General features: G+C 74.9%; 15 protein-coding genes. 10 read left to right on the top strand and 5 right to left on the bottom strand.

All coding sequences use genetic code 11. The features are described 5' to 3' along the window. The first annotated feature begins 235 nt into the window (after positions 1-235). From AB0J76_RS22100 to AB0J76_RS22065, 8 genes are all read left to right on the top strand, one after another. The gene (locus AB0J76_RS22100) at positions 236-769 is read left to right on the top strand and encodes a PadR family transcriptional regulator (RefSeq protein WP_352327744.1); all 534 of its coding nucleotides are present in this window, start codon (positions 236-238) and stop codon (positions 767-769) included. Beyond that, positions 766-1,494, top strand: a complete 729-nt coding sequence (locus AB0J76_RS22095; RefSeq protein ID WP_352327745.1) for an ABC transporter ATP-binding protein — start codon at positions 766-768, stop codon at positions 1,492-1,494. The genes AB0J76_RS22100 and AB0J76_RS22095 overlap by 4 nt, the downstream gene beginning before the upstream one ends. A gap of 5 nt (positions 1,495-1,499) precedes the next feature. Continuing rightward, a complete protein-coding gene (locus AB0J76_RS22090; RefSeq protein ID WP_352327746.1) occupies positions 1,500-3,290 on the top strand; it encodes an ABC transporter permease in 1,791 nt (596 codons plus the stop codon). Positions 3,291-3,599: 309 nt separating this feature from the next. Beyond that, entirely contained in the window at positions 3,600-4,757 is a 1,158-nt protein-coding gene (locus AB0J76_RS22085) for a Cmx/CmrA family chloramphenicol efflux MFS transporter (protein WP_352327747.1), read from the top strand. A gap of 151 nt (positions 4,758-4,908) precedes the next feature. After that, a complete protein-coding gene (locus tag AB0J76_RS22080) occupies positions 4,909-5,322 on the top strand; it encodes a helix-turn-helix transcriptional regulator (RefSeq protein WP_352327748.1) in 414 nt (137 codons plus the stop codon). Between the two features lie 10 nt (positions 5,323-5,332). Next, a complete protein-coding gene (modA, locus tag AB0J76_RS22075; RefSeq protein ID WP_352327749.1) occupies positions 5,333-6,133 on the top strand; it encodes a molybdate ABC transporter substrate-binding protein in 801 nt (266 codons plus the stop codon). An 86-nt stretch (positions 6,134-6,219) separates the two neighbouring features. Continuing rightward, a complete protein-coding gene (locus tag AB0J76_RS22070; RefSeq protein ID WP_352327750.1) occupies positions 6,220-6,981 on the top strand; it encodes an ABC transporter permease in 762 nt (253 codons plus the stop codon). Beyond that, the gene (locus AB0J76_RS22065; protein WP_364390282.1) at positions 6,978-8,009 is read left to right on the top strand and encodes an ABC transporter ATP-binding protein; all 1,032 of its coding nucleotides are present in this window, start codon (positions 6,978-6,980) and stop codon (positions 8,007-8,009) included. The genes AB0J76_RS22070 and AB0J76_RS22065 overlap by 4 nt, the downstream gene beginning before the upstream one ends. A 29-nt stretch (positions 8,010-8,038) precedes the next feature. On the opposite strand, the gene AB0J76_RS22060 is transcribed toward AB0J76_RS22065, so the two are convergent. Continuing rightward, positions 8,039-8,365 carry an STAS domain-containing protein gene (locus tag AB0J76_RS22060; protein ID WP_364390280.1) on the bottom strand — a complete coding sequence of 109 codons (327 nt, stop codon included), beginning with the start codon at positions 8,363-8,365 and terminating at the stop codon, positions 8,039-8,041. Continuing rightward, positions 8,362-12,534 carry a SpoIIE family protein phosphatase gene (locus AB0J76_RS22055; RefSeq protein WP_364390278.1) on the bottom strand — a complete coding sequence of 1,391 codons (4,173 nt, stop codon included), beginning with the start codon at positions 12,532-12,534 and terminating at the stop codon, positions 8,362-8,364. The genes AB0J76_RS22060 and AB0J76_RS22055 overlap by 4 nt, the downstream gene beginning before the upstream one ends. A gap of 246 nt (positions 12,535-12,780) precedes the next feature. Between AB0J76_RS22055 and AB0J76_RS22050 the strand changes: the two genes are divergently transcribed. Then, the gene (locus AB0J76_RS22050) at positions 12,781-14,016 is read left to right on the top strand and encodes a GAF domain-containing SpoIIE family protein phosphatase (RefSeq protein ID WP_352326016.1); all 1,236 of its coding nucleotides are present in this window, start codon (positions 12,781-12,783) and stop codon (positions 14,014-14,016) included. Continuing rightward, positions 13,995-14,351 carry an STAS domain-containing protein gene (locus AB0J76_RS22045; RefSeq protein ID WP_352326015.1) on the top strand — a complete coding sequence of 119 codons (357 nt, stop codon included), beginning with the start codon at positions 13,995-13,997 and terminating at the stop codon, positions 14,349-14,351. The genes AB0J76_RS22050 and AB0J76_RS22045 overlap by 22 nt, the downstream gene beginning before the upstream one ends. Positions 14,352-14,355: 4 nt before the next feature. On the opposite strand, the gene AB0J76_RS22040 is transcribed toward AB0J76_RS22045, so the two are convergent. The 3 genes from AB0J76_RS22040 to trpB are packed head-to-tail and all read right to left on the bottom strand — an operon-like array spanning position 14,356 to position 17,117. Next, positions 14,356-15,111, bottom strand: coding sequence for a GntR family transcriptional regulator (locus AB0J76_RS22040; RefSeq protein ID WP_352326013.1), 756 nt, complete (start codon positions 15,109-15,111; stop codon positions 14,356-14,358). Between the two features lie 9 nt (positions 15,112-15,120). Continuing rightward, positions 15,121-15,918 carry a tryptophan synthase subunit alpha gene (trpA, locus tag AB0J76_RS22035; protein WP_352326012.1) on the bottom strand — a complete coding sequence of 266 codons (798 nt, stop codon included), beginning with the start codon at positions 15,916-15,918 and terminating at the stop codon, positions 15,121-15,123. Next, positions 15,915-17,117: a tryptophan synthase subunit beta gene (trpB, locus tag AB0J76_RS22030; RefSeq protein ID WP_352326011.1), complete on the bottom strand. Its 1,203-nt coding sequence runs from the start codon at positions 17,115-17,117 to the stop codon at positions 15,915-15,917. The genes trpA and trpB overlap by 4 nt, the downstream gene beginning before the upstream one ends. Between the last annotated feature and the right edge of the window lie 123 nt (positions 17,118-17,240).

The raw sequence follows: 17,240 nt of genomic DNA, 5'->3' as shown, positions 1-17,240 counted from the left end.
GCTGGGTGCGGTAGCCGGGGCGGCCTCGACAGCGGGACCGACCTGCTGCGCCGCTCCTGGTTCCCGGCCACCTGCCTGCCGGGCTGCGTCACCCGGTCGCCGCCGGGTTCGTCCTGCTCGGCCTGGCGATGTACGGCCTGGGCCGGTGGATGATCAGGCCGCGACCGTCCGAGCAGGTTTTGACACCCCCTACGGCTAACCGCTATCTATTGGCTAACCGTTAGGGGGTGGGGCCGTGCAGGACGCGGTGCTGGCGATGCTCGCCAAGGAGCCGTCGCACGGCTACGACCTGCGCGCCCGCCTGCGGCACCACCTCGGCCCGCTGGGCGGGTCGATGAACCCCGGCCAGATCTACGTGACCCTGGCCAGGCTGGAGAAGGCCGGGCTGGTCGCCTGCGAACGGGCCGACGGCCTCCCCGAGCGGCCCGACCGCAAGGTCTACGCGCTGACCCCCGACGGCCAGCGCCGGGTGGCCGCCTGGCTCGCCGAGGTCGGCTGGCCGAAACCGGACCTGGCCGAGTTCCACCTCAAACTCGCCGCCGCCGCCGCGGCCCGGCTGGCCGACCCGGTCGAGCTGGTGGCGGCGCAGCGCCGCGAGCTGCTGCGCCGCCTGCGCGAGGTCCAGCAGGCGGCGCTGGACGAACCGCCCGGATCACCCGCCGGCCTGCTGCTGGAGGGGGTCGTGCTCCGGTTGCGGGCCGACCTGCGCTGGCTGGACGCCTGCGAACGCACCTGGTCCCGGGCCGAAGACGAAGACGAGGGCGCATGATCGTGTTAGGGGCCCGCGGCCTGCTGAAGACGCACGGCCACGGGCAGAGCCGGGTCCGCGCGGTGGACGAGGTCGACCTGGAGGTTCCCCAGGGGCAGACGCTGGCGGTGACCGGCCCGAGCGGCAGCGGGAAGTCCACCCTGCTGCACCTGCTGGGCGGCCTGGAGCGGCCCACCGGCGGAGAGGTGTGGCTGGCCGGCCGGCGCGTCGACACGCTGAGCGAGCGAGCCCTGGCCCGCCTGCGACGCCGGTCAATAGGTTTCGTCTTCCAGGCGTTCCACCTGGTGGAGGAGTTGTCGGCGGCCGAGAACGTCGAGCTGCCCGCGCTGCTGGCCGGCCGCTCGCGCCGCCAGGCCAGGCGGCGCGCGGACGCGCTGCTGGACCGGGTCGGCCTCGCCGCCCGCGCCCGGCACCTGCCCTCGCAACTGTCCGGCGGCCAGCGCCAGCGCGTCGCCGTCGCCCGCGCGCTGGTCAACGAGCCGCTGGTGGTGCTGGCCGACGAGCCCACCGGCAATCTCGACAGCGCCGCCACCCTCGACGTGCTGAGGATCTTCGGCGAGCTGCGTTCCGCCGGGCAGACCCTCGTGATCGTCACGCACGACGAGCGGGTGGCGGCCACCGCCGACCGGCTGGTCTCGATGCGCGACGGCATGTTCGTCGACGACACCCACCTGGCCGCCGCCCGCCCGCGGGGGCTGGGCGGCCTGATCGGGCTGGAGGACTGAACGTCATGGGCGCCGTCGTGCTCGTCACCCGGCTGGTCCTGGCCGACGTGCGGCGGCACCGCGTCCAGGCCGCGATGTTGCTGCTCGCGGTGACCGTGGCCACCGCGACGATGGCGCTGGGCCTGTCCCTGGGCGACGCCGGCCGGTCCCTGTACGCACAGACCCGCGCGGCCACCGCCGGGCCGGACGTGGTGGCGCTGTCCGGCGGCTCGGGCCGCGCGGCGACCTCCGCCCTGGCCTCGCTGGCCGACGCCCCCGACGTGGTCGCCCACCACGGCCCCTACCGCATCGTCTACGCCGACCTCACCGCGCGCGGCTCGACGTCGTCCCAGGTGGTGGTGCACGGCTTCGCCGAGCGGCCGGGCCCGGTCAACCGGCCGCTGGTGACCTCGGGCCGGTGGGTACGGCCCGGCGGAACCGTCCTCGAACGCGGCTTCGCCACCGCCCTGGACGTCGGGGTCGGCGACCGCGTCACCATCGCCGGCCGGCCGTACCCCGTCGTCGGGATCGCCGTCACCGCGGCCACCCCCGTCTACCCCTGGGCGGCGCAGATCGGGCCGGGCGGCGGCCCCAGCGACTACGCCGGCCTGGCCTGGCTGACCAGCGCGGACGCCCGCACGCTGGCCGCCGCCCGGCGCCTGCCGGTCACCACGGCCATCGACCTCAAGCTGCGCGACCCCGCCGCCACCGAGGCGTTCCGCGACGCGCACCGCGACCCGGAGCTGCCGGTCAACTTCCACTCCTGGCAGTTCACGGCCGAGCAGGACACCGTCATCCTCAAGGACAGCCAGCCGATCCTGGTGGTCGGGAGCTGGCTGCTCAGCTTCCTGGCCGTCCCCGGGGTCGCGGCCCTGGCGGCCGGGCGCGCCGCCGCTCAGACGCGCCGGGCCGGGCTGCTCAAGGCCGTCGGCGCCACCCCCGGGCTGATCGCCACCGTCCTGCTCACCGAGTACCTGGCTCTCGCGCTGGCCGGCGACGCCCTGGGGCTGGCGATCGCCCGCCTGACCGCGCCCGCCCTGGCCGCCCCCACGGCCAGCCGAATCGGTGACGCGGCCGAGCTCGGCGGCTCCGTCGTGGTCACCGCGACCGTCCTCGCCGTGGTGGTCGCGGTGCTGTCCACGCTGCGTCCCACGCTGCGCGCCATGCGCACGGCCACCGTCACCGCGCTGTCGGCGACCGCGCGCCCGCCCCGTCACCGGCCCTGGATCACCGCCCTGTCGGCGCTGCTGCCCACGCCGCTCCTGCTCGGGCTGCGCCTGACCGCCCGCCGGCCCGGCCGGGCGGTGCTCCAGGCCTGCTCCACCGCCACCACGGTGATCGCGATGGTCGCCCTGCTGACCCTCCACGTCCAGCCGGAGCGGGGCTACGGCCTGGACGGCTCCTCCGTGCTGCCCAATCTGCGCGGCGAGCACGACCGCCGGCTGATGCTCGCCGTCACCGTCCTGCTGGTCGTCCTCGCCGTCGTGAACACCGTCACGCTCACCTGGACCACCGCCATGGAGGCGCGCGCCACCATGGCCGTCGCCCGCACGCTCGGCGCCACCCCCGGGCAGGTCGCCGCGGGCCTGTCCAGCGCCCAGCTGCTGCCCAGCCTGTCCGGCGCCGTCGTCGGCGTCCCCCTCGGCCTCGGCCTGCTCTCGCTCTTCGCGGCCGGGAACTCGGTGCAGGCCCCCTTGTCGTGGCTGGCCGGCGCCGCGCTGGCCACCCTCCTGACGACCGCGGCGTTCGTCGCCCTGCCCGCCCGGCTGGCGGCCCGCCGGCCGGTGGCCCAGGCACTCAGCGCCGAGACCGCGTGACCGGCCGCGCGGGAACCCGGTGGACGGCTTGCATGATCTGCGGCTAAGGTGTGGCGCGTGTCCGGTCCCGAGGCGTCAAGACGCTAGCCACCGATCGTCGGTGGCTTCTCGTGATGTCCTGCGGCCGCGCCGTCCCTAAGACCGCGCGTCCTTGCGGCATCCGATCACCTTCGTACGGACCGGTTCCTCCCGGCTGTTCCGCCACCGTCGTGGCGTCGAACCCGGGCCTTTCCTCCTCGCGGTAGCGCCCGCGCCTCGCTGTGCCGCCGGCGCGCCGCGTTCCTTCGTGCTGTTTTTGGAGTACCGCTCGTGCCTTTCGCCATCTACGTTCTCGGGCTGGCCGTGTTCGCCCAGGGAACGTCGGAGTTCATGCTGTCCGGGCTGGTTCCGGCCATCGCCGCCGACCTGGGCGTGTCCGTCCCGGCCGCGGGCGCGCTGACGTCCGCGTTCGCCGCGGGCATGGTCGTCGGGGCGCCGCTCATGGCGCTGCTCAGCCTTCGCTGGCCCCGCCGGCAGGCGTTGCTCGTCTTCCTCCTCGCCTTCGTGCTCGTGCACGTGGCGGGCGCGCTCACCACCGACTTCGCCGTGCTGCTGGTCACCCGCGTTCTCGGTGCGCTGGCCAACGCCGGATTCCTCGCCGTCGGCCTGGCGACGGCGGCCGGCATGGCCGCTCCCGACGCCAAGGGCCGGGCCACGTCCGTCCTGCTCGGCGGGATCACGCTGGCGTGCGTCGCCGGGGTGCCCGCGGGCGCCGTGCTCGGCCAGGCGTTCGGCTGGCGGTCGGCGTTCTGGGCGGTGGCGCTGGTGTCGCTGCCGGCTGTGCTCGCCGTCGTGCGGTCGGTGCCGGCCGGCGGGCAGGAGAGCGCCCGTCCGCGGGCCCGGCAGGAGCTGCGGGCGTTGCGCGAGCCGCGCCTGCTGGTCGCGCTGGCGCTGGGCGCGCTGGTCAACGCCGCCACCTTCTGCACCTTCACCTACCTGTCGCCGCTGGTCACCGAGGTGAGCGGCGTCTCCGACGGGTGGGTGCCGGTGCTGCTCGCGCTGTTCGGGCTGGGGTCGTTCGCCGGGGTGACCGCCGCGGGCCGGCTGTCGGACGCGCGGCCGGCGCTGGTCCTGGTCGCGGGCGGGCTCGCGCTGCCGGCCGGATGGGCGCTGTTCGCGGTCGCGGCGGACGTGCCGGCCGCGGCGTTCGTGCTGGTCTTCGTCCAGGGCGCGCTGTCCTTCGCGGTCGGCTCGACCCTGATCGCCCGCGTCCTGTACGCCGCCGCCGCGGCACCCTCGCTCGGCGGCTCCTTCGCCACGGCGGCGCTCAACGTGGGCGCCACCGCGGGCCCGGCGATCGGCGGCGCGGCCATCGCCGCCGGGCTGGGCTACCGGTCGGCGCTGTGGGTCAGCGCCCTGCTGGTGGTCGTGGCGCTCGCCGTGGCGGCCGTCGTCCACAGGTCGCCGGCGAGCGTCACGCCGCGCTGACCGCGGACGGGAAGATGGTCCGGCGGCAGTGACCAGACGCGGTCGCCGGGCCTGCTCTCGTGAATGCGACGACATGCCCGGTGATCGTGTCGCTGTTGCATAGCCTGTCCGGGCTTCAGGGTCGCATATGCGGAAGGTAGGGTGTGGGCTTGTGACGACGTTCCGGATCAGCGAGGCCGCGGCGCTGCTCGGGGTCAGCTCCGACACCGTCCGGCGGTGGGTCGACGCGGGCCGGCTGGCGGCCGAGCGCGACGAGCACGGCCACCGGCGGGTCGACGGCGCCGACCTGGCGGCCTTCGCCCGTGCGCAGATCGAGTCCGACGGCGAGGGCGGCCGCTCCTCGGCGCGCAACCGTTTCCGCGGCATCGTGACCGAGGTGATCCGCGACGCGGTGATGGCCCAGGTGGAGATCGCCGCCGGGCCGTTCCGCGTGGTGTCGCTGATGAGCCGGCAGGCGGCCGACGAGCTGGGCCTGCAGGTGGGGGTGGTGGCGGTCGCCGTGATCAAGTCCACCAACGTCGTCGTGGAGGTCCCCGGTCACGAGCGCGTGGCCAGTCAGGTGTGAGGAGCCCCCCTTGGTGTTCAGGCGTCTTTCGACGATCGCCCTGCCCGTCGCGTTCGCGCTGGCCGGCCTGGCAGGCTGCGGCTCGGGCACGCCGGCCACGTCCGCCTCGTCCGCTCCCGCCGCGTCGGCCGGCGGGGCCGCCGGGCAGGTGACGGTGTTCGCGGCGGCCTCGCTGACCGGCACGTTCACCGAGCTCGGCAAGAGCTTCGAGAGCGCCCATCCGGGAACGACGGTCAGGTTCAACTTCGGCTCCAGCGCCACGCTGGCCCAGCAGATCGTCCAGGGCGCCCCGGCCGACGTGTTCGCCGCCGCCAGCCCGGCCACCATGAAGACGGTCACCGACGCCTCCCTCGCGGGCGCCCCGGCCACGTTCGTCCGCAACAGGCTGCAGATCGCGGTGCCCGCCGCCAACCCGGCCAAGGTCGACGAGCTGAAGGACCTGGCCGACCCCGCGGTGAAGGTGGCGCTCTGCGCCGAGCAGGTGCCGTGCGGGGCCGCCGCGGTCAAGGCGCTCGGCGCGGCCGGCCTCAAGGTCACGCCGGTGACCCTGGAACAGGACGTCAAGGCCACCCTCACCAAGGTGCAATTGGGCGAGGTGGACGCCGCGCTGGTCTACCGGACCGACGTGATCGCCTCCGGCGGCAAGGTGACCGGCATCGACTTCCCCGAGGCCGCCCAGGCGGTCAACGACTACCCGATCGCGGCCCTGGCCAAGGCCCCGGCCGGCGCCCTGGCCAAGCAGTTCGTCGACCTGGTGCTGTCCCAGCAGGGCAAGGACGTCCTGGCCAGGGCCGGTTTCGAGGCCCCGTGACCGCCCGCCTCCGGCGTCCGGGCCCGGCGGACTCGCCCGCCGGGCGTCCGGCCGCGGGCCGTGAGATCTCCGGGCGGGCGCCGTGGATGCTGGTCGTGCCCGCGCTGGCGGGGCTGGCGTTCCTGGTGCTGCCGCTGGCCGGGCTGCTGATCCGGGCCCCCTGGTCCACGCTGCTCCGGCGGCTGGCCGAGCCGCACGTGCTGGAGGCGCTGCGGTTGTCGCTGCTGTGCGCCACCGTCGCCACGGTCTTCTGTCTGCTGCTCGGCGTGCCGCTGGCCTGGCTGCTGGCCCGGGTGTCGTTCCCGGGGCGGCGGCTGGTGCGCGCGCTGGTCACCGTGCCGCTGGTGCTGCCGCCGGTGGTCGGCGGCGTGGCGCTGCTGCTGGTGCTGGGGCGGCGCGGCCTGGCCGGGCAGTGGCTGGAGTCCGCCTTCGGCGTCACGCTGCCGTTCACGACGGCCGGGGTGATCGTCGCCGAGGCGTTCGTCGCGATGCCCTTCCTGGTGATCAGCGTGGAGGGCGCGCTGCGCGGCGCCGACCAGCGCTTCGAGGAGGCCGCCGCGACGCTCGGCGCCTCCCGCTGGACGGTGTTCCGCCGGGTGACGCTGCCCATGGTGATGCCGGGCGTGGTGGCCGGGGCCGTGTTGTGCTGGGCGCGGGCGCTGGGCGAGTTCGGGGCGACGATCACGTTCGCCGGCAACTTCCCCGGCACCACCCGCACGATGCCGCTGGCGGTCTACCTGGCGCTGGAGACCGAGCCGGAGGCGGCGATCGTGCTCAGCCTGGTGCTGCTGGCCGTCTCGGTGGTCATCCTGGCCAGCCTGCGCGACCGGTGGGTGAGCGCGCCGTGACTCTCGACGCCCGGCTGGTGGTCACCCGGCCGGCCTTCACCCTCGACGTCTGTCTGCGGGTCGCCGCCGGCGAGGTGGTGGCGCTGCTCGGCCCCAACGGCGCCGGCAAGACCACCGCCCTGCGCGCCCTGGCCGGGCTCACCCCGATGACCGGCGGGCACATCAGCCTGCGCGGCGCGCCGCTGCACACGCTGCCCGCCGAGGGCCGCCCGATCGGCATGGTCTTCCAGGACTACCTGCTCTTCCCGCACCTGTCGGCGCTCGACAACGTCGCCTTCGGGCCGCGCTGCCAGGGCGTGCCCAAGGCCGAGGCCCGCCGGACGGCCGCCGCCCTGCTGGAGCGGGTCGGGCTCGCCGCCCACGCCGCCGCCAGGCCGCGGCGGCTGTCCGGCGGGCAGGCGCAGCGGGTCGCCCTCGCCCGCGCGCTGGCCGTACGGCCCGAGCTGCTGCTGCTGGACGAGCCGCTGGCCGCGCTCGACGCCCACACCCGGCTGGAGATCCGCTCCCAGCTGCGCCGTCACCTGGCCGACTTCGCGGGCGCGACCGTGCTGGTCACCCACGACCCGCTCGACGCGATGGTGCTGGCCGACCGGCTGATCGTCATCGAGCACGGCACGGTCGTGCAGGAGGGCCCGCCGGCCGAGGTCGCCCGCCATCCGCGCACCGACTACGTGGCCCGACTGGTCGGGCTCAACCTCTATCGCGGCGTGGCCGAGGGCGTGCGGGTCAGGGTCGGCGAGGTGCTGCTGCACACGTCGGAGGAGCTCGACGGGCCGGCCTTCGTGGCCTTCCCGCCCGCCGCCGTGGCGTTGTACCGCAGTCGCCCCGACGGCAGCCCGCGCAACCTCTGGCACGCCCGGATCGAGGGCATCGAACGGCACGGCGACAACGTGCGCGTGCACCTCGACGGCCCCCTGACGGCCTTCGCCGACATCACCCCCGCCGCCGTCGCCGACCTCGACCTGACCCCCGGCCAGCGGATCTGGGCCTCGGTCAAGGCCACCGAGACGCACGCCTACCCGGCCTGAACGCCGGCGAGCCGAAGGTCCTTGCCGTTTCAGGAGTGGTGGCCGTCCTGGGACGGGTCGACGTACGTGATCTCCTGGATGGCGGCGACGTCGGCGAAGCCGGCGATCGTCAGGACGGGGTCGAGCACCGCGTTGGCGACGAGCCGGATCCGCGAGGCGTGCGTGAACAGCACGGTCAGGCCCGCGCTGTCCAGGTACTCCACCTCGCTCAGGTCGACCAGCACCATGCTGTCGCCGGTTTTGGCCAGCGCCTCCTCCAGGGCCCCGGCGTTGCTCATGTCGATCTCGCCGGCGGCGGCCAGGACCCGGGTGCCGTCCGGCCGCGTCGAGGCAGCAAGGGTCAGAGGGGTGGTCATGAGCTGATCCTCGCTTGCATGTCGACGGTGGTTCCGGCCGCGCCGGGTTCGATGGTGACCTCGTTCATCAGGGCCCGCATGAGCGCCACGCCCCGGCCCCGGTGCGGGTTCGCCTCCGGCTCAGGCGGCTTCCAGCGGCCGGTGTCGGCGACGGTGAGCCGCAGGTCGCCGGGGGTCGCGACGGCCCGCAGGCGGATCGTCCGGCCGGGAGCGTTGCGGTGGCCGTGCTCGATCGCGTTGGCGCACGCCTCCCCCGCCGCCACGAGCACGTTCTGCGCCAGCAACGGGGTGAGCTGGCAGCGGGCCAGCCACTCCCGCAGCGCCGAGCGCACGGGGGCGAGCTGGCTCGACTCGGCCGGGAAGTCCATCTCCAGCGGGGCGGGCTGGCGGTAGAGCAGCAGCGCGACGTCGTCGTTGAAGCCGCCGTCCGGGGTGAGGGACGACATGACGTCGCCGGCCAGCTCCTCGATCGGGGTGGACCGCCCGACCTGGACGGCGGTGCTGGCCTCGCCGATGCCCGCGGTCAGCGGACGCCGCCGCCGCTCGACCAGCCCGTCGGTGTAGAGCAGCAGGGTGGACCGGGGCGGCATGGTGCACCTGGCCTCGGTGCGCCCGCGGGCCGACCGTACGGCCAGCGGGGTCGAGCGGCCGCCCTCCAGCAGCTCGGTGCTGCCGTCGGCGTGGGCCAGGATGCCGGGGGGATGGCCGGCGCTGGAGTAGACGAGGTCGCCGGTGGCGGTGTCCAGGACGCCGCAGAAGACGGTGGTGCACTTGGCGCCCGGGATGAGCGCGGCGAACCGGTCGAGCGCGGTGAACACCTGGGCGGGCCCGGCGTCCTGGAGCAGCAGGGCCCGGCACGCGCTGCGCAGCTGTCCCATGACGGCCGCCGCCTCCAGCCCGCGCCCCACGCAGTCGCCGACGACGATCCCGATGCGCTGGCCGGACAGCGGCACGATGTCGTACCAGTCGCCGCCGACCTCCAGCGGGCGGCTGGCCGGCTCGTAGCGCACGGCGAAGCCGCTGGGCAGCCGGGACGGGCCGAGGATGGCGCGCTGGAGCGCCACGGCCGCCTCGCGCTGCTGGTCGAGCTGGTGCACCCGGTGCAGGGCCTGGCCCAGGTGGCCGGCCAGCAGCGCCAGCAGGGTCTGGTCCTCCTGGGTGAACGGCCGGTTCTGGCCCAGGTCGATCCAGACGGCGAGCAGGCCCTCGGGGTGGTCCAGGGTGATGCCGGCCCCGTCCGTCTCGGCGGCGACGGCCCGCAGGGGTGGCTGCTCGCGCAGGCCCGTGAGCCTGGCCCGCACCTGTTCCGGCAGGTCCTGCCAGGCCGGGCCGGACGGCGCGGTGACCACGCCGCGCGAGGCGTCCTCGTCCCAGACGACGGCTGCCACCTGGCGGGCGTGCCAGACCTCCTGGAGGGCGTCAAGGCCGCCGGCCAGGGCGTCGTTCAGGTTGTCGGCCTGCGAGACGCGCAGGCCGAGCGCGGCGAGCGCGCTCTCGCGCTGCACGAGGTAGTGCTCGGCGGTCACGTCCCGCAGGGTGCCCACGACGCGGCGCCGCCGGGTGTCGGGGTCGGTGACCGAGTTGAACGTGACCGCGACCCACACCTGGTGCCCGTCGCGGTGGGTGACGGGGATGACCGCGCTGCCCCTGCCCTCGCCGACGAGCCGGCCGAACGCCTCGGCGACCAGGCCGTGGGCCTGCGGGTCGCGCCGCTCGTCCGGCCACCAGGGGTGCCGGGGCCGGTAGGGCAGGCCGTCGGGGCCGTAGCCGAGGATGTCGGTGAACGCCGAGTTGATCTCGATCACCGCGCCGTCCTCGTCGGTCACGAAGAACGCCTCCTGCAAGGAGTCGATCATGGCGTTGCGCCAGCGGGCGTGATGGTTGCGCAGCCGCGCCAGCTCCACGTTGGCCCGTGCCCGCGCCAGCAGCTCGGCCGCGGAGAACGGCTTGACCAGGTAGTCGTCGGCGCCCGCCGCCAGGCCCTCGATCGAGGCCTCCTGCCCCGCGCGCGCCGACAGCAGCAGCACCGGCACGCCGGCGGTGCGCGGGTCGGCCCGCAGGGCCGCGACCAGGGCCAGGCCGTCCAGGCGCGGCATCATCACGTCGCTGACCACGAGGTCGGGCTCCTCGGCGTGCACGGCGTCCAGCGCCTGGAGACCGTCGCCGACGGCGGTGACGTGGTAGCCGGCGCCCTTGAGCAGCCGGGCCAGGTACTCGCGCATGTCCCGGTTGTCGTCGGCGATCAGCACCCGGGCCGGCGGGCCGCCGCTCGGCCCCGGCGCGCCGCCGCCGTCCGCCGAGACGTCCGAGGACGTGCCCGCGCCGGTGACGTCGTCCTCGGGCAGCCAGCGCAGCGCCTCCTGGACGAACGGCTCGGCGCCGGACGAGACCGGCTCCGCCGGGCGGGCCGGCACCAGGCTCCCGGCCGGGAGGTGGTCGGCGCCGAAGGGCAGCCGGATGGTGAAGGTCGTGCCCTTGTCCTCGGCGCTCTCGGCCGTGATCGTGCCGCCGTGCAGGCCGACGAGCTCCTGGACGAGGGCCAGCCCGATGCCGCTGCCCTCGTTGGAGCGCGAGCGGGCGCTCTCGATGCGGTGGAACCGTTCGAACAGCCGCGGCAGCTCCTCGGCCGGGACGCCGATGCCCGTGTCGGAGACGGTCACCACGGCCTGCCCGTCGCGCACGCCCACCTGGACGGCGATCGAGCCGTCGAAGGTGAACTTCAGCGCGTTGCTCAGCAGGTTGAGCACGACCTTCTCCCACATGGTCCGGTCGATGTAGACCGGTTCGTCCAGCGGCGGGCAGTCCACCTCGAAGGACAGGCCGGCCTTGTCGACCGCCGAGCGGAAGACGCTGGCCAGGTCGGCGGTCACCGCCGCCAGGTCGACCGGCTCGTAGCGGGCCTGCATGCGGCCGGCCTCGATCCGGGAGAAGTCGAGCAGCGTGTTGACGAGCCGGCCCAGGCGCAGGGCGTTGCGGTGCACGACCTCCAGGTCCTGGCGCACCTCGGGGGCGGCCCCGGCCAGCGTGTTCCGCAGCTCCTGCACCGGGCCCATGATCAGGGTGAGCGGCGTGCGGAACTCGTGGCTGATGTTGGAGAAGAAGACGGTCTTCGCCCGGTCGAGCTCGGCCAGTTCCTCGGCCCGCCGCTGCTGGGCCTGGTAGCTGCGGGCCGAGGAGATGCCGGTGGCGACGTGCCCCGCGGCCAGCTCGACGAACCCGCGGTATCCGTCGTCCAGGGCGCGGTAGCGGTTGAGCGCGGCCACCAGGAACCCGTACGGCATGCCTCCCTGCTGCAGCAGCGGCATCACCAGCGCGTGCGTGGGCGGCTCCGGCCAGTCCCCCGGCGGCAGCCCGGCGTACGGGGCCGCGTCGAGCGCCACGAGCGCCGGCTCGCCGCGGGCCGGGGCCTGGACCGGCCAGACCGCGTCCGGGTCGCCGGGCGGGAGGACGGCCGGGGCGGCCGGATGCCCGGCGGGCAGTCCGGTCGAGCCGGCCAGCCGCGCCCGGCCGTCGCCGTCGAACAGGTAGGTCAGGGTGAAGGGCAGGTCCTGGAGGTTGCGGCCGAGCTGGCGGCAGGCGAAGGCGAGCATCTCCTGCTCGGTGCGGACCACGCTGGGATCGGAGCCGAGATCGCGCAGGGTGGCCATGCGGCGTTCGCCGATGACCCGCTCGGTCTCCTCGCTGACCACGCAGAGCATGCCGACCACCGAGCCGTGGTCGTCGCGCAGCGGGCTGTAGGAGAAGGTGTGGTACGTCTCCTCCGGGTAGCCGGCCCGCTCCAGGAACAGCAGCAGCGCCTCGTCCCAGGTCGCCTTCCCGGTGGACAGGACGGCGTCGATCCGCGGGCTGATGTCGTCCCAGATCTCCGCCCACACTTCGTGGGCCGGCCGGCCCAGCGCCCACGGGTACTTCTGGCCCAGCGTGTCGCGGCGGTAGGCGGCGTTGCAGAAGAACGTCAGCTCCGGCCCCCACGCCATCCACATGGAGAACCGGGACGACAGCAGGATGCTGACCGCCGTCTGGAGGCTCTGCGGCCAGTGCTCCGGAGGGCCGAGCGGGGTGGCCTCCCAGTCGACGGCGGCCAGGTCGCGGCCGACCTCGTCGTCCACGGTGAAGATCCCGGCACCGGCCGCCGCCGGCCGCCGCTCACCGTGGTCGTCGTGTGTCATCCGGCTTCCCCCTTGTTCGCTGCGGGCGCGTCTACCCCGCCTCGCGCCGGTGATGCGGCCGCGGCCGTGGACCAGCAGGTCAGATATCACCTCGACCGTAGGTAGAATAGGGCAAATGACTCCGGGGGTCGGCCCTCCGCCCCTGCTCGGCGCCTGTGCCGGCGGAGCGAGCGGAAGGAGCCGGACGTCAGCACCGCCGATGACACGCACCGCGGGGCGGCCCTCCAGCGGCACGAACTCCCCGCCGTGCCGGGCCAGGCGACGCTCGACCGGGTGGCCTCGCTGGCGGCGCGCATGTTCCACGCCCCCATGGCGACCGTGACGTTCGCCGGCGACGAGGGGGTGCGCCGGATGGCCGCCCACGGCCCGTTCCCCGGCGGCTGCGCGGAGAGCCTGTACTCCGCCGTGCTCGCGCGGGGCGAGGTGTGCGTGATCCCGGACGTCACGGCCGACCCGGCGACGGCCGCCGATCCGCCCGGCGGGACCGGCGTGCGCTTCTTCGCGGCGGCCCCGATCACCGTCCCCGACGGCAGCTGCGTGGGCAGCGTCAACGTCATGGACGTCCGTCCCCGGCAGGCCGCCGACGAGGACGTCAGCGCTCTGCGAGATCTGGCCGCCCTGGTCACGGACGAGCTGGAGCTGCGCCTGGCCGCCTCCCGCACCCTGGCCACCGAGCGCGGGCTGCGCGCCGACGCCGAGCGCCTGGCGCGCACCCTGCAGCAGACGCTCGTCCCGCACACCCTGCCGGAGGTGCCGGGCCTGCGCGCGGCCGCCGCCTACCATCCCGTCTCGGTGGACGAGGTCGGCGGCGACTTCTACGACCTGTTCCCGCTCGACGGCAACCGCTGGGCGTTCTTCCTCGGGGACGTCTGCGGCAAGGGCGCCGACGCGGCCGTGCTGACCTCGCTCGTCCGCTACACCCTGCGCGCCGCCGCCGTCTACGACCCCGACCCGTGCGCGGTGCTGGCCAACCTGGACACGGTCCTGCAGCAGGAGCACGCCGGTCAGGTCATGCCGCCGCCGTACTGCACGGCGGTCTTCGGGGTGCTCGACCCGGTGGACGGCGGCTTCGAGGTCACCCTGGCCGGCGGCGGGCATCCGCCCTCGCTGGTGGTGCGCGCCGCGGGCGCGGTCGAGGCCGTCCATCCCGAGGGCGGGCAGCTCATCGGCATCCTGCGCGACCCGTACTTCGCCCAGGTGAGCACCCGTCTGGGGCCCGGCGACGCGCTCCTGCTCTACACCGACGGCCTGACCGAGGCGCGCACCGGCACCGGGGCCAGGCTCGACGAGGAGGGCCTGGCCGCCTACCTGGCCGCCGCCGCCCCCACCAGCGCCGACGGCCTGCTGGCCACGGTGCACAAACTGATCACGACCCTCGGCGACGGCGTGTCGGACGACACCGCGGTGCTCGCCCTGTCCGTCCCCGCCCGCTCGACGGGCGTCTCTTCTGAGGAGCCCCAGTGCAGCACGACCACGGTCTGACCATCACCTCCCAGCCCCCTTCGGGGCGCATCCGCATCCTCGCGGTGGCCGGCGACCTCGACCACCACACCTCCCCCCGCCTGCACGAGGCCCTGGACGAGCTCGGCCTCGCGCCGGGCGACGGCCTGGTGATCGAGATGTCGGGGCTGCGGTTCTGCGACTCCACCGGCATCTCCGTGCTGGTCAGCGCCCATCAGCGGGCCCAGGACGCGGGCGCCGGCCTGGCGCTGGCCGGGCTCAGCCCGGAGATCGAGCACCCGTTCAAGATCATGGGGCTGACCCGTCTGCTGTCCTTCCACGACAGCGTCGACAAGGCCGTCGCCGCCCTGCAGTGAGGCCCTAGCTGGTGGCCCGCCAGGCGAGCGAAAGGCCGGTGGCCGCCCGTTCGGTGCGGATCTCCATCATGGTGCCCAGGATGGTGGCGTGGTCGGACACCACAGGAACGCCGTCGGGCGTGTAGGTGATCCGGGTGCTGACCAGCACGGCGCTGCCCTCGGGCTCGTGCAGGCGGCGCGCGGCGGCGGCGTCGAGCAGGCCGGGCCCGACCACCTCCGAGGCGCGGGCGACCGCCACCCCCGCGTCGGCGAGCGCCGCGTAGAGGGAGACGGCGGCGAAGTCGCGGTCGCGGATCTGGTCGGCCACCGGCCTGCGCACCCAGGACACCTGATGGACGGCCGGCCGCCCGGCGAACTCGCGCACCCGCTCCAGCCGCAGGGCCGTGTCGCCGGGACGCAGCCGCAGCTCCGCGGCGATCCGCTCGGGGGCCCGGCGCATCGCCCGTCCGGCCACCACGGTCCGCACGTCGTGACCCTGTTCGCGCAGGTCGTCGGCCAGGCTGCGGAGCGAGCCGAGCTGGTAGGCCAGGTGCGGCGGAGCCACGTACGTGCCCTTGCCGGGCCGCTGCACGATCAGGTGCTCGTCGCTGAGCTCACGCAACGCCTGGCGCAGCGTCATGAGGGTGACCCCGTAGGAGGCGCTCAGCTCCCGTTGCGGAGGCAGCGCCTCGCCGGGGGCGTAATGGCCCGACCGGATCTTCGCGGCGAGGTCGGCGGCGATGGCGCGGTATCTCGCCTCGTGCCCGGCGTCGGGGGTCATCGTGGTGCGTCACTCCTGGTCGAGGGCCTTTCGCAGGGTCGCGACGAAGGCCCGCAGGTCGTCCGGCCCGGCGCCGTCGAGCACCCGCCGCATGACCGCGGCGCCGACCACCACTCCGTCGGCGTGCCGGCCGGCCTCCCGCGCCTGGTCAGGCGTGGAAATGCCAAATCCTAGCAAGATCGGCCGATCGGTGCTGCGTCTGAGCCGCGCGGTGAGCTCCGCCGCCGATTCCGCCAGCGTGGCCCGCTCGCCGGTGGTGCCCATCAGGGACACCGCGTAGACGAATCCGCGGCTGCGGCGCGCGATCTCGGCCAGCCTCGGCTCCGGCGTCGCCGGCGAGGCCAGCAGGACCAGGTCGATCCCGGCGGCGGCGGCCACGTCCGCCAGCTCGTCCGCCTCGTGCACCGGCAGGTCGGGCACGATCAGGCCGTCGACGCCGGCCCGCCGGAGCGCCGCGCAGAACGCCTCGGGCCCGTCGTGCAGCACGAGGTTGTAGTAGGTGCTGGCGATCAACGGCACGCCCACGTCCCGCACGTCGGCCAGGTCGGCGAGGATCCGGCGGGTGCTCGCCCCCCTGGCCAGCGCCGCCTGGCTGGCCTGCTGGACGGTGACGCCGTCCAGCGTGGGGTCGGAGAAGGGCAGGCCGACCTCGACGGCGTCCGCGCCGGCTGCGGCGAACGCCCGCAGGTAGCGCGTCCAGCCGGGCGTGATGCCGCCGGTGACGTACGGCATGAGCAGGGCACGGCCGCCGTCCCGGCGGGCCCGCAGGTGGCGCTCGACCGCGCCGGGGGTCAGGATGTCGGTCACAGCAGCTCCTTCAGGGCGGAGACGTCCTTGTCGCCCCGGCCCGACAGCGTCATCAGGACGGTCGATCCGGCGGGCAGCTCGCCGCCGGCCGCGCGGATCACCCAGGCCAGGGCGTGCGCCGATTCGAGCGCCGGGACGATGCCCTCGGCGCGCGCCAGTCGCAACGCCGCGGCCACGGCCTCCTCGTCGGTCACCGTGACGTACCGGGCCCGGCCCAGTTCGCGCAGGTGGGCGTGCTCGGGGCCGACGCCCGGGTAGTCCAGCCCGGCGGCGACGGAGTGGGCCTCGACGATCTGGCCGTCGTCGTCCTGGAGGAACAGCGAGCGACAGCCGTGCAGGACGCCGAGCCTGCCGCGGGCCGCCCCGGCGCCGCCCTCCGCCTCGACGCCGACGAAGCGCGCCGTGGTGCCGGCGAAGCCGGCGAACGTGCCGGCCGCGTTGGAGCCGCCGCCGACGCACGCGACGACGTGGTCCGGCACGCCGGTCGGCTGGCCGGCCGCGAACTGGGCACGCGCCTCGTCGCCGATGACCCGCTGGAACTCCCTGACCATCCACGGGTAGGGGTCCGGCCCGATGACCGAGCCGACGCAGTAGTGGGTGTCGCCGGTGACGCCGACCCAGTGCCGCATGGCCTGGCTGGTGGCGTCCTTGAGGGTGCGGCTTCCCGTGGTGACCGGGACGACCTCGGCGCCGAGCATGCGCATGCGGAAGACGTTCAGGCTCTGCCGCTCGATGTCGCGCTCGCCCATGAAGACGGTCGCCTCCAGCCCGAGCAGCGCGGCGGCGGTCGCGGTGGCCACGCCGTGCTGGCCCGCTCCCGTCTCGGCGATCAGCCTGCGCCGTCCCATCCGCCTGGCGAGCAGTGCCTGGCCCAGCACGTTGTTGATCTTGTGGGAGCCGGTGTGGGTGAGGTCCTCGCGTTTGAGGAGGAGGCGCACGCCCAGCTCCTGTGACAGCCGGCGGGCCGGGGTCAGCGGGGTCGGCCGTCCGGCGTGCAGCGCGAGCAGTTCGGTCAGCTCGCCGCGGAAGCCCGGGTCCGCCCACGCCTGCCGGAACGCCTCGTCCACCTCGCGGCACGCCTCCACCAGGGACTCCGGCGCGTACCGGCCGCCGTACCCGCCGAACCGGCCGCGGGCTCCCGGCTCGCCCATCAGCCCGGCCGCCGGCGCGGGCTCGCGCAGTGGCGTCGCTTCTCGCATCCTGCTCACCTCGTTCTATAACTCTTACAAGAGTTCTATAACAGTGAGTGTGGCATGGCGACGCCCCGCCGCGCCACCCCCGGCCCGACTACGTCGCGCCGAACGGGGAATCTGGCACGTTCG

It is taken from the genome of Nonomuraea sp. NPDC049624 (assembly GCF_040675255.1).
Taxonomy (GTDB): domain Bacteria; phylum Actinomycetota; class Actinomycetes; order Streptosporangiales; family Streptosporangiaceae; genus Nonomuraea.
This window is presented reverse-complemented; position numbering and strand designations above follow the sequence as displayed.